Origin of the sequence: Mesorhizobium sp. M0019 (assembly GCF_040323975.1) — a bacterium.
In the GTDB taxonomy this organism is placed as follows: domain Bacteria; phylum Pseudomonadota; class Alphaproteobacteria; order Rhizobiales; family Rhizobiaceae; genus Mesorhizobium.
Genome location: NZ_JAMYVK010000028.1, coordinates 82,003 through 93,694, shown reverse-complemented (window position 1 = coordinate 93,694; position 11,692 = coordinate 82,003). Strand labels below are relative to the sequence as shown.

The 11,692-nt window shown below is 61.0% G+C and carries 14 protein-coding genes and 2 pseudogenes; 6 read left to right on the top strand and 10 right to left on the bottom strand.

Going from position 1 to position 11,692, the window contains the following annotated elements; genetic code table 11:
* Positions 1 to 182, top strand: a pseudogene (locus tag NKK47_RS20550) (amino acid ABC transporter permease); the annotation flags it as partial.
* A gap of 3 nt (positions 183 to 185) precedes the next feature.
* Positions 186 to 1,277, top strand: a complete 1,092-nt coding sequence (locus NKK47_RS20545; RefSeq protein ID WP_352578074.1) for an amino acid ABC transporter permease — start codon at positions 186 to 188, stop codon at positions 1,275 to 1,277.
* 297 nt (positions 1,278 to 1,574) lie between these two features.
* Here the strand turns inward: NKK47_RS20545 and NKK47_RS20540 are convergent, their stop codons facing one another.
* From NKK47_RS20540 to NKK47_RS20510, 7 genes and pseudogenes are all read right to left on the bottom strand, one after another.
* Positions 1,575 to 2,021: a pyridoxamine 5'-phosphate oxidase family protein gene (locus NKK47_RS20540; RefSeq protein ID WP_352455548.1), complete on the bottom strand. Its 447-nt coding sequence runs from the start codon at positions 2,019 to 2,021 to the stop codon at positions 1,575 to 1,577.
* Between the two features lie 244 nt (positions 2,022 to 2,265).
* Positions 2,266 to 2,691 (bottom strand): MFS transporter, encoded by a 426-nt coding sequence (locus NKK47_RS20535; protein WP_352578073.1) that lies wholly within the window; start codon positions 2,689 to 2,691, stop codon positions 2,266 to 2,268.
* A gap of 101 nt (positions 2,692 to 2,792) precedes the next feature.
* The gene (locus NKK47_RS20530; protein ID WP_352578072.1) at positions 2,793 to 3,065 is read right to left on the bottom strand and encodes an MFS transporter; all 273 of its coding nucleotides are present in this window, start codon (positions 3,063 to 3,065) and stop codon (positions 2,793 to 2,795) included.
* A 372-nt stretch (positions 3,066 to 3,437) separates the two neighbouring features.
* Positions 3,438 to 4,022: pseudogene (locus tag NKK47_RS20525) on the bottom strand (NAD(P)H-dependent oxidoreductase); the annotation flags it as partial.
* Between the two features lie 158 nt (positions 4,023 to 4,180).
* Positions 4,181 to 5,434 (bottom strand): MgtC/SapB family protein, encoded by a 1,254-nt coding sequence (locus NKK47_RS20520; RefSeq protein WP_352578071.1) that lies wholly within the window; start codon positions 5,432 to 5,434, stop codon positions 4,181 to 4,183.
* A gap of 2 nt (positions 5,435 to 5,436) precedes the next feature.
* Positions 5,437 to 5,886, bottom strand: a complete 450-nt coding sequence (trxC, locus tag NKK47_RS20515) for a thioredoxin TrxC (protein WP_352578070.1) — start codon at positions 5,884 to 5,886, stop codon at positions 5,437 to 5,439.
* A 161-nt stretch (positions 5,887 to 6,047) separates the two neighbouring features.
* Positions 6,048 to 6,494: a pyridoxamine 5'-phosphate oxidase family protein gene (locus NKK47_RS20510; RefSeq protein ID WP_352578069.1), complete on the bottom strand. Its 447-nt coding sequence runs from the start codon at positions 6,492 to 6,494 to the stop codon at positions 6,048 to 6,050.
* Positions 6,495 to 6,765: 271 nt separating this feature from the next.
* Between NKK47_RS20510 and NKK47_RS20505 the strand changes: the two genes are divergently transcribed.
* On the top strand, positions 6,766 to 6,993 hold the full coding sequence (locus NKK47_RS20505; protein ID WP_502905025.1) for a hypothetical protein: 228 nt from the start codon (positions 6,766 to 6,768) through the stop codon (positions 6,991 to 6,993).
* Here NKK47_RS20505 and fixJ read toward each other — a convergent pair.
* The 3 genes from fixJ to NKK47_RS20490 all read right to left on the bottom strand — a co-directional run bounded on the left by fixJ (position 6,990) and on the right by NKK47_RS20490 (position 9,712).
* On the bottom strand, positions 6,990 to 7,604 hold the full coding sequence (gene fixJ, locus NKK47_RS20500) for a response regulator FixJ (RefSeq protein WP_352578068.1): 615 nt from the start codon (positions 7,602 to 7,604) through the stop codon (positions 6,990 to 6,992). The two genes, NKK47_RS20505 and fixJ, sit on opposite strands and share 4 nt — an antisense overlap.
* The gene (locus NKK47_RS20495) at positions 7,594 to 9,141 is read right to left on the bottom strand and encodes a PAS domain S-box protein (RefSeq protein WP_352578082.1); all 1,548 of its coding nucleotides are present in this window, start codon (positions 9,139 to 9,141) and stop codon (positions 7,594 to 7,596) included. The genes fixJ and NKK47_RS20495 overlap by 11 nt, the downstream gene beginning before the upstream one ends.
* A gap of 349 nt (positions 9,142 to 9,490) precedes the next feature.
* Positions 9,491 to 9,712 (bottom strand): hypothetical protein, encoded by a 222-nt coding sequence (locus NKK47_RS20490; protein ID WP_352455552.1) that lies wholly within the window; start codon positions 9,710 to 9,712, stop codon positions 9,491 to 9,493.
* 353 nt (positions 9,713 to 10,065) lie between these two features.
* On the opposite strand from NKK47_RS20490, the gene NKK47_RS20485 reads away from it, so the two are divergent.
* The 3 genes from NKK47_RS20485 to NKK47_RS20470 all read left to right on the top strand — a co-directional run bounded on the left by NKK47_RS20485 (position 10,066) and on the right by NKK47_RS20470 (position 11,679).
* Positions 10,066 to 10,335, top strand: coding sequence for a DUF6455 family protein (locus NKK47_RS20485; RefSeq protein ID WP_352455553.1), 270 nt, complete (start codon positions 10,066 to 10,068; stop codon positions 10,333 to 10,335).
* A gap of 440 nt (positions 10,336 to 10,775) precedes the next feature.
* A complete protein-coding gene (locus tag NKK47_RS20475) occupies positions 10,776 to 11,165 on the top strand; it encodes a group III truncated hemoglobin (protein WP_352578067.1) in 390 nt (129 codons plus the stop codon).
* Between the two features lie 55 nt (positions 11,166 to 11,220).
* Positions 11,221 to 11,679, top strand: a complete 459-nt coding sequence (locus NKK47_RS20470) for an RrF2 family transcriptional regulator (RefSeq protein ID WP_352578066.1) — start codon at positions 11,221 to 11,223, stop codon at positions 11,677 to 11,679.
* The last annotated feature ends 13 nt before the right edge of the window (positions 11,680 to 11,692 follow it).

The window sequence follows — 11,692 nt, the reverse complement described above, 5'->3', positions numbered from 1 at the left end:
CGACGCTGGCGATCGCGGTCGGCTATCCGGACTTCCTTGCGGTCATGAACACCATCATCAGCAAGTCCAGCCATTCGATCGAGGGGGTCTTCATCATCCTCGGCGTCTATCTCGCCCTCAACCTGAGCCTGTCGAGCGCGGCCAATTGGTACAACCGTCGCATCGCCATCGTGGAGCGCTGAACCATGAAGGCCGTGTCTCTTCCCCTTCCGGCCGAGCCAATGCCAGGACAGATCCGCTTCGGCGCCTTGCGGCGGTCCGCCAAGCTCCTGTTCGGCACGCCGCTCAATGCCGCCCTGACGCTGTTGTTCGGCGTTCTGCTCGTCGCCACGGTACCGCCGATGCTGCGCTGGCTGGTAATCGACGCCGTGCTGTTCGATCCCAATCCAAGCGCCTGCCGGGTGACCACCGGAGCCTGCTGGAGCTTCATCTACGCCAAGTCCGGGCAGTTGCTGTTCGGCATCTATCCGCTCGACGAACGCTGGCGCCCCGCCATCGTCTGCGTGCTTATCCTGGCGCTGCTTGCCTGGTCGGTGCGGCCCGCCAGCTGGGCGCCGCGGCTGGCAGCGCTCTGGATGGCGGCGCTCGTGTTGATCTTCTGGCTGATGGCCGGCGGTTTCGGCCTAGTCGAGGTTCCGACCTCGTCCTGGGGCGGCCTGCCGGTGACACTCATCCTCACTGTCGTTGCCATCGGCGTCGCCTTCCCCGTCGGCATCCTCCTGGCGCTGGCCAGGCGCTCGACCATGCCCATGATACGCATCGGCGCTGTGGTCCTGATAGAATCGGTGCGCGGACTACCGCTCTTGTCCATCCTGTTCGTGGCATCGATCATGATGCCGCTGTTCCTGCCCGAGGCCCTCTTGCCCGACAAGTTCGTGCGTGCGCTGGTCGCCCTCACCATCTTCGCCGCGGCCTATCTCGCCGAGGTGATCCGCGGCGGCCTGCAGGCCATCCCGAATGGCCAATACGAGGCCGCGGCGGCGCTCGGCCTGCCCTTCTGGCGCACGCAATATCTCGTCATCCTGCCGCAGGCGATCCAGGTGGCGATCCCGGCGCTGGCCAACACGATCATCGTCATGATCAAGAACACCAGCCTGGTCCTGGTGGTCGGCCTGTTCGACCTGATCAGCTCCGGTAAAGCGGCGCTGGCCGACCCGGACTGGCCATCGCCAGCGGCCGAGACCTTCCTGTTTATCGGGGCGATCTTCTTCGCACTCTCCTTCTCATTCGCCCGCTTCGCCGACTTCCTGGAGCGGCGCGGCCCGACCGCTCACTAGGAAATGCCTTGATGTTATCGTCCGCCCCAACGCGCGTTCCGCCCATGACCGATCCCAGTGATCCGCCGGCAATCGAGAAGAAACTTACTTGAGTTGGGCGCGGGCATGGTCCATCGAAAGCGGCCAAGTTCGCGCGATCTATAGCTTCCCCTTGCCACCGGCACACGTTCGCGATCATCGGCGCCGATCGAAATGTCGAGCTGAGAATTCAAAGGCTGAAAACGATCGGCCCGGCGCAATCCACTGTCAGCCAGGTGCTTGCGTTCCGTGCAACGCGTCAATCTACCGGAAAACAGCCTATTCTATTGCCTCCCGGCCCGAAATTTCTTCTACGAGAATCCGGAAGAAAACGTGCGGTGTGCTGTCTGACACGGGAGGTGTGATCGGCCTGAGCGCGCCAGGCTCCCACCAGTCCGTGTGCTTGCTCAACACTGCCCATGCATGACCGCGTTGAAACTCGTGGCCGGTCCGGTCACTCAGTTCTTCAAAGCGGCCGTCGACAATGACGCTTCTCCATCCGCGTCCTTGGCCGTGTTCCTCGACCTGGGCGCACACCAAGGGATTGGCTCTCATCCACTCGATCTTCTTGCCTAGCAAGGAAAACGCGTAGAGGTGAGTGTCAGCGTAGGCGTAGTTGAAACACACGACGTAGGGTTGCCCGTCCTTCGCGCATGCCAAGTGGCCAATACGATTGGCCGCTAGCAACTTCGTACATTCCAGTGAAGACAGCGTGCGGATCAGCATCGATGCGATCTCCTGTTTTTTGTATTTCACATCCTGGCAGCCGCACTCGCAATGACGTGGATCAAACTGCTGCGTCCGCTCGGTCGGCAGGGCTCGACCGCGCCTCGGAATGTGCGCGCGCCAATGGCAGCGGCAGCTTCAGGCTTGCAATCGCGGCGAGGCCCATTGCTGCGGCAGCGGCGAAGAAGGCGGCGCCTTCCAGCCCGGGGAACCCCGAACAGCAGGCCGGCGGCCGCGGAGCCCACTAACGCCCGAGGCTGACCGCTGCCGACTCGATGCCGAGTTCCATACCTTGGCGTCGTGCACTGATGCGCGACACCCAGTAGGCGCGCAGCGGGCTGATCACGCCGGCCGAAGCCGAAACAACGGAAACCGCAAACAGCATTTCCGTGAGCCCGGCAAGTATCGGCACAACCGCCAGACCCATCGCCATCACCAGGAGGGCAGGAGCCACAAGCAGCCTCGCCGCTGCCGGGTTGACGAGCGGCGAGAAGACAAGTCCCTGGACCGCGAACATGACAACGCTACATGTTGCGAACATGAGGCCGAGCGCGGCGGGACCCATTGCGAGTTCGGCGTTTCGCAGGGTGAGCGCGACCTCGAATGCGCCAAGCCCTGCCGCAGCCACGGCGGCAAGAGCGAGCAGCCGTAACTCTCCGGGTGCGAACATTGATGACCCGGGTTTGCTCGCCTCAACACGGGGGCCGGGCAGCAGGTTTCCAGGCAGCACAGACCACACACCAAGCGCTGCCGCTACAGCGAGGCCGGACGCTAGAAGGAAGGGAACGGTCTGTGGCGGGACAGCCCGACGCCCAAATCAAGCTTCAGTCCCACCGCGAGCCTGCCAAGTGTGGGCCCGACCACGAAGCCTGCGATCGATGCCATGCTCATCCGGCCGAACGCCCTCGTGCGGCGATCGTCCCCTCCTTGGGTATCGGCAATGAACGCAAGAGCCGTTGGCCCCACGGCAGCCGCGAAGCCGCCATTCAATATCCGACCGACATAAAGAACGAGCAGACTTGCGGCCAGCGCAGAAGCGGCCAAGGTGATGGCAAAGCCGATCAGCAGATCTGCGCCCGATCAAACAAGACCACTTCCCCGAGAGGAAAGCGGCGCCCACCGGCGCGGCGATATAGGCAGCAGTCAGGAAGCCAATCTGCCGCGCATTGAATGTCGGATCTGTCGCACCGGCAAGCCGCTCGACCATCATCGGCAGGACCGGCAAGACGATTCCGTAGCCGAGCGCAACGACAAAGGCCGAGGCGAGCAGTGCGCTCAGGGTCCATTGCGACGTCGGCGGGCGAGCCTTTGCTGACCGGCACTTCGCAAAGCCGTGCCAATTCTCACGTTCGCCCACCTTTGCATTCGTGCGAAAGGGGAGTTTTGCTGTTCCGGTTGAAGACGATCGTGCCAAAGCGCCCGCTCACCGACCCTGCGCATTTGTTCGAACCATTTCGCCCGCGTCGTATCGGTGGCATCCGCGACCATGCCGAACAAGGTTTCGCGCACCGGGCTCACGCCGGCGAAACGCAGAATGCTCCGCCGCATGCCGGCAATGCCGTGACTGAGGAACCATAGCCGGTAAAGAACGGCCGGCATGCCCATCGTGACCACGACGCGAGCGGAGCGGCCGCGGAGCAGTTTCCTGGGCAAGCCGCCACCCTTGTCCGGGTAGGTAAAGGCAGTTCCCGGCCGCAGCACCTGTTCCAGAAAGGCCTTGAGCAGAGCCGGCACGGTCCCGAGCCACAGCGGAAAGACAAATACAATGTGCTCCGCCCAGACTATCGCTTCAGCGGCGTCCTTTAGGCTGTCGGGAATCGCGCCGTGCTCGAACTCCTGCACCGTCCGAAGCATTGGAAAATCGAGTGCCGCGAGGTCGACCCAGCGGACGACATGCCCCGCCAGTTCCGCTCCCTCGGCATAGGCCTTGGCGAGACTACGGCAGAGCCGGTGCGGCGATGGATCGGGATGGCCGACAACAATCAAGATACGCCGCGGCATGGGTTACCTCCGGGGCGGCTTGGCACCAACCGGACGTGCCGGAATTTCGGGGTGAGACCCTTCAAGCTGATCATGGCGTACTCCTTCGCGGAGTTTCATAAAACGGCTGTCCGGCTTGGCCCTTGATCGGCATCAAAAGAGGCCGGTTCTCGGCGCTATCAGAAGGTCGATGGCAGCAACATCGTGCCGTAGCCGGCTATTGCGGCGACGAGGGTTGCACCTGCGAGCGGCAACCAGAACCTGATTGGGCCGGCAAATGCGGCCAGCGACAGGCGGCAGATCGCGTTTGCTGCCAGTGCCGCGAGCACCGCCTGGCCAATGGTCTCGACAGGGACCGAATGCTTGACCAGGCGCAAGGCACTGAGAACCGAGACATCGACATCGAACATGCCTGCAAACGCCGAACTCGCCAGCAAGCCGCGTCCGCCGAATTGAGCAGCCAATGCAGCGCTCGCGGTCGCGACGATCGCAAACAGCAGGGCAAAGAGCAGCAACGGGCCTAGGTCGAATGGATTGCGCGCGACCGCGGGACCCTCGTGATCCCCGCTGTCCCGAGCCAGCAGCAATGCTCCGCAAGCAGCGAAGGAGAGCGCCGCGACAATTGCGGGAATGCCAACCGAAGCGAACACGATTGGCTCGACGATCAGAACCACGGCGCAGACGCGTAGCAAGGAAACCATTGCGGCCAGCGACGCCGCGCCAGCGAGCGGCAGAGGATTGCTTCCCGACACGGCGTTGCGGGCCAGCGCCACGGTTACGGCGGTGGAAGAGACGATGGCGCCGGCGAGCGAGCTGACGAGCAGGCCGCGGGTGGTCCCCAGGACGCGAACGGCGACATAGCCGGCGAACGATATCGACGCCATCAGCACCGTGAGGAACCAGACTTCCCATGGATTGAAGCCGCCCCATGGATCCATCGTCCGGTTTGGCAGCAAGGGCAGGATGATCGCGCTCATCACAGCCAGGATCAGCGCGGAACGAAGCTCGATCCAGGTCAGCCGCTTCAGGAGGCCGTGCAGGATTTCTCGACTGGCAAGGATGGCCGCGAGTGCTGTTCCTCCTGCAGAAGCGGCGCGGTGATCGCCTGCGACGGACAATGCACCGAGCGCGAACACGCAAAGGGCTGCTACTACCGCCGTAACACTGAAATCCTCATCATGGGCTGCCTCACGCGCCTTGTACCAGGCGAAGATTGCCGCAAAGGCGATGAAACCACCGACCAGCACGGACACTGCGTCGAGAGCATCGGCCAGAGCTGCGAGAATGCCGCCGAGCAGACCGGATATGCCGTAGGTTCGAATTCCGGCCGTCCGGCTACGATCGGGCGCGTCCCGCTCTCGCCAGCCGCGCTCCAGTCCGACGAGCAGGCCTATAGTCAGTGCAAGTCCGAGTCGGGCGATGAGCGGATCCACGATTAGGCGCCGGCCACAGGCAGGTGGTCGCGGATCCACCTGACGATCTGCCCCGCCGTCATTGCACCGGAAGTGCGCGCAACCTCATGTCCGCCATGGAACAGGATCATGGTCGGGATGCCGCGAATGCCGAGCCTGGCTGAAACGGCCTGCTCATTATCGGAGTTGAGCTTGATCAGCCGAACATGCGGTTCCAGTTCGTTTGCTGCGGCTTCATATGCGGGCGCCATCATCTTGCAGGGCCCGCACCATGGCGCCCAGACATCCACGACAACGGGAAGGGTGCCTCGCTTGAGCTGACGATCGAACGTTCGTGCATCGACGTCCTCGGGGTGGCCTGAGAACAGCTTTTTCCCGCACTTTCCGCATTTTGCGTTTTTGGCATCGCGCGCTGGCGGCAGTCGATTGATTCCGCCGCATTTGCTGCACACCACCAGATTTTCCTGCGCCATCGCCCTTCACCACTGGTATACATGCGCCACAGAGTGCCTATCCCCAAGCTGGCTCGGACTTCCAATGTTTTTTTGCGCGATGGACGAATTGGCGTGAAAACGGATTGCACGGCACAATCCACAGCGGCTGTGCGCCCGCGCTGTTCGGAACGGGAAGCACGCTATTCCTTTGCTTCCCGACCCGATGCCTGCTTGATAACGATCCTGAAGAAAACATGCGGAGTGCTGTCCGAAACAGGAGGCGTAACCGGCTTCAGAGCGCCAGGCTCCCACCAGTCGACGTGCTTGCTCAACACCGACCACGCATGGTCGCGCTGAACTTTGTAGCCGATCCGATCAGGCAGTTCTTCATAGACACCATCGACAACCACGCTTCTCCATGCCCGCCCTTGGCCGCGTTCGTCGACCTGGACGCACACCAGCGGATTGGCACGCATCCAGTCGACCTTTTTGCCCGACATGGAAAATGCATAGAGGTGATTGTCGGCGTGCGCATAGTAGAATGGCACGACGTAGGGATGTCCATCCTTAGCGCATGCCAAGTGGCCGACCCGGTTGGCCGTCAGCAATTTTGTACATTCCAAAGCAGAAAGCGTGCGGATCAGCATCGGCGCGATCTCCTGTTTTTCGTGACAGCACGGTGTCGCCGGTGCTCCATCGACTCTGATATTCGGCATCGCGGATCGTAGCCCTGCCGCCAGGGAGGTCATTGATCACGATCAAGGAGTCGGTCGGCCGACAGATGAATCGACAACCATGGCTAGGCCCGCCGGTGACTCGCATGGCGGCCCATGTCAGTGTCAGCGTCCATACCGGAGTGGGGATTTGGAAAATGATCCAGATCAAGGCGGGGCCTGCTGCTCCCACCCATCATAGGGGATGATGTGGAAGCCGATCTCAAGCGCTCCGTTCGATCGTGAGCTGGAACTGGCCGTCCTCGACGAGGACGGCGAACATGCGCTTGTCTTTCCTTGCATCAAGGAGCAGGAAGGCTGGAAGAACGCCGCCACCCGCGCACGCATCGACGTTCACCCGACCCACTGGCGAGACTGGGTGCCGGATGCGATCCCGGCAAACAACCACAGGTCCCTTACTGACTCGCTTTAACGTTTGGACTCCACAACCAAAGCCATGCGCACGAGATGCGACAGACTGCTCGCGGCCATCTTGCTCATGACATTGGCGCGATGGATCTCGACCGTGCGCGGGCTGATGCCGAGGTCATAGGCAATCGTCTTGTTCGGCAGGCCGGACACAAGGCCGTCCAGCACTTGTCGCTCCCGCTCCGACAGGGCCGACAGACGACCACGGATTTCCACGCCTTGTGGGTGTGTCGCCTCCGTCCGATTGCGACTGTCCAATGCGGAGCGGATCGCTTCGATCAGCACCTCGTCGTCAAACGGCTTTTCGATGAAGTCGGCGGCACCTTCCTTCATCGCCTGAACAGCGAGGGCCACATCGGCATGACCCGTCATGACGATGACCGGAAGCGTATGCCCGCGGCTCCGGAGCTGTCGCAGGAACTCGATGCCGTCAATGCCCGGCATGCGCACATCGGTCACAATGCAGCCGTCGAGATTGCCCGTGGCCGTAGCCAGAAAAGCTGTCGCCGATTCGTACAGGCGCACGGCGAAATCAGCCGTCGCCAAGAGAAAACCAAGCGATTTGCGAACGTCGACGTCGTCGTCGACCACGTGCACCAGATGGTTACCGGTCATCGGCGACCTCTTCCTTCTCCACGATGCGCAAGGTGAACCGGAACGCGGTTCCTCCAGTCGGTATTGCCTCGGCCCAGATGTGGCCACCATGCGACTCAACGATGGTACGGCAAATAGAGAGGCCGACGCCCATGCCCTGTTTCTTGGTGGTGACAAATGGCTGGAAAAGCTGGGCGGAGACTTCCGGCGCGAGACCAGTGCCGGTGTCGATCACGCTTACCTCTGCCATGCCGTCGTCACGGGCCGCGGTTATGACTTGCAACTCGCGGCGTGGCACGCCTTGCATGGCTTCTATCGCGTTGCGCATCAAGTTGAGCAGAACCTGCTGAATCTGGATGCGGTCGGTCAAGACCAGTTCGGCGGCGGGATCAAGGTTGTAGCTGACGCGGACATCTATTTCTCTTGCGCCGACCAGGGCCAGTGACGAGGCTTCCTTGATAATCGCCGGCAGCCGTTCGACCTGGCGCTCGCTCTCGCCTCTTGCGACGAAGTCTCGAAGGTGGCGAATGACGTCTCCGGCCCTCAAGGCCTGTTCCGCTGCCTTTTCGACGGCCTCCCTCAGCATCGGCGCGTTATCTTCCATGCTTTTTTCGAGAAGCCGCCGGCTGCCTTTAAGGTAGTTCGTAATGGCGGTGAGCGGCTGGTTGATCTCGTGGGCAAGTGTCGAGGCCATTTCGCCGAGCGCAGTAAACCGCGCCATGTGGAGAAGCTCCAGCTGCTGCTCCTGTATTCTTGCCTCCGCCCGGTGGCGTTCGGTCAAGTCGCGGCAGAAGCCGGTAAAGAAGCGCCCGGTTCCCGGATGCATCTCGCCGACAGAGAGTTCCATCGGAAAGGTCGAGCCGTCCTTGCGCATTCCAGTGACGATGCGACCGAGCCCGATGATCCGGCGCTCCCCTGTCGCCAAATAGCGGTGAAGATAGGCATCATGCTCTTCGCGGTAGGGCGACGGCATCAGCAGATTGACATTCTGGCCGATGACTTCGCTGGACTGGTAGCCGAACAGCGTTTCGGCAGCCGTGCTAAAGGATTGAATACGGCCTTGTTCGTCGATGACCACCATTGCATCGGGCACTGTCGCCAGGATCGAACGCAAATGATCTTCGCGCAGTCGAAGTGCGGCGTTTGCATAGGAGAGTTCGCTGACGTCGGTGCCTTCGACGAAGATCGCAGTGATGCGACCATCGTCAGCCTTGATGGGCTGATATACGAAATCGAGGATGCGTTCATCGACCGGCTCGCCGTCCTTGTTGCGAAGGGCGACCTTCACGCCTTGACCTCTGTAGGGCTTGCCCGTTTCGTATACTTGGTCCAGCAGTTCATAGAATCCTTGGCCTTCGAGCTCGGGCAGGGCCTCGCGTACCGACCTTCCTATCACTTGCCTCTGGCCAATCAGACGTTGATAGGCGGCATTGGTCAGCTCGAAGACATGACCCGGCTCACGCATCAAGGTCATGAAACCAGGGGCCTGCTCGAACATCTGGGAGAGCCGGTCGTGTTCGGCCGCGACCCGCCCTTCGGCGCGAACGCCGGTCGACAGGTCACGTGTTTGTTTGTCGTCCAAATCAAGTCCTTTGATCAGGGAACCCGCAACGCAGTCTAACTATCATTCATCGCTCTTTCTGCACACGCAAAAACCGGCGTAGTCAGAGGTTCGGGATCCGGTGAGTAGTGTCATTTGACACGCATCAAGGCGTCGAGTGCCGGCGGATGCACTTCATCATAGATCCAAACGCTCCAGCGAAAGCCGACCACAAATGTGCTACAAGTCAATTATTTAAATCTTGCCGTAGATGCACCTCCTGCAGCCATGGTGAAGTTGGGGATCGAGCCTGCGGAACGGTTCGGGGCTCACCTTATCGGCCTGGCGGCTGCAGACGTCCCGCAGCTCATCGCGGCCGGCGACGGCATGGTTGGTCCATGAAGGTGAAATCATGCAGTTTCAGCGAACGGAAATTGGAAAGCGGCTCGCCGAACTGGGTGCCGAATTCGACACTCGGCACCGGCCGGCCAGTCCTGGTCACCGCAAGCAATGTCGAACATGTCATTGCAAAAACCGTGCTGGCTGCCTGGAAAGACACCGGCAGCGCGGCGAGCGATAGCCGATGCATTCCCTTTTCTGGCCAAGGCCAAATGAAGTCCTGTCGCTACAATCGGTACTAAACGCGACGAAAGCATCTATGACAGCCTCGCGGACGTCCCCGTCTTTCTCGAGCACCACGGCATCACGCATGCGGTCATAGCCGCCTGCGGGAATAGGCGTTCGGCGGCGTCACGCGTACGCTGATCGAAGAGAGCAGCATCAACCGCTTCATGTTGTATTAGCCGCCGGTCGCATCAGGACCTTCACGCCCGTCGCTTGAGTCACGCACGATATCGCCACGAGGGAGACGCCTGTTGACCGAGATCAACGCAGCGGTCGCCGATATCGCAATGATCTGCCAGAAAACGGGAGCGAAACGACATGAGTTTTCTCGACTACTTGATTTCAGTTGACGCCAGGACCGCCTTGATGAGCCGCATGATGCAGAAGCTCGGCGTCGACAAATATTTGAAGATCGTTCCGGACCATATTGCCGTCACCAATCGAGCGGTCGACCGGTGTCGCTCCTGCGGGCACCAGGATGAATGCTCGACTTGGCTTGATGAACACCAGCAAGCTGATGATCCGCCAGACTATTGCCGTAACCGCGACCTGATCGCACGGCTGCAGCACGCAGCCGGCCAACGATAGAGCGGTCGTGCAGGCATACCGCAGATCGCGTCACCAAGGCCGCGTGCTGCAGCTCCTCGATTTCCTGGGCGGTCATTGCTCGCCCAATGTTTCGCACCTGCTGGCTGATGGCGTTCCGGCGGACACCGCCCGCGAATGCCTGCAACTCCGCTCTCATTAAACAGCCGACCGGCCCTCTAGCCACGAGCTGCCCGCCAATAAGATATATTGACAATGTTTCTTTAAGGTGCGATTCCGACCCATACCGACGAAGGTCTCCTTTGCATCAATCGTCATCGTGGACGCGACTTCACTCGGTGCGTTGCGGAGCTGTTTGAGTGGGGGAATTATTTTGAGGTCTTTGGGTCTTCGAAAACTAAGAGCATGCACATGATTGCGAATGGTCGGAGCAACAAAACGATCGTCATCGGTGGTGCCCCGTTGCCAGACGTGCTTGACCCATGATCCGTCTTGTGGTTGACGGCTTTTATGATGAGATTCGCCGCGACGACCTTCTCGGCCCCATCTTTCATAACGCTATCCATCCTGAGGCTTGGCCGCGCCATCTGGCTAAGATGTGCGACTTCTGGTCCGCTACGCTGCTCCGGTCGTCCCGTTATGAAGGCCGTCCATTACCGCCACACCTGGCGATCTCCGGCCTTGGAGTGGCGCATTTCCGGCGTTGGCTAAAGCTGTTTCGCGCAACGGTGCGCCGTGTTTGCCCACCCGAGGTTGCGGCGCTGTTCATGGACCGCGCACTGCGCATAGCTCACAGCTTCCGTCTCGCGGTCGCCTTCAGCCGTGGCGAGACTACGATGGGCATAGAACCGATCGTCGAGAAGGACCTGTGATGCGGGGTTGGATTGTAAGTGGCTCCTGTACCAGAATTGCGAAGAGGAACCGTTAGTGCGGTTGACCAATTTCTCGGACTACGCCTTGAGGATGCTAATGTACGCGGCCTCTGCCGGTGATCGCCTGATCACGATCGAGGAGGTGGCACGCACGTTCAAGGTATCCAAAACGCACCTCAACAAGGTCGCCAACACCCTGACTCGCGGCGGTTACTTGAAAGCGGTCCGCGGTCGCTCCGGTGGGCTAGCCCTCGGGCGGAGCCCCGAGATGATCCGGATCGGCGACGTGGTACGGCTGACGGAGCCAGATTTCGCGCTTGTGGAGTGCTTCGGGACCGGAAATCAGTGCGTGCTCACCGGCCGCTGCAAACTTTCAGGAATGTTCGGCGACGCGATGGCCTCCTTCCAGAACACCCTTGATCGTTACACGCTGGCCGACGTCGCATTGATGCCCCAGGACTTTGTCGGCGGGCTGCCTGCATCCGAAGCTTCGGCGTACGATAAGCATGGGTAAGGCCTCGATCGAC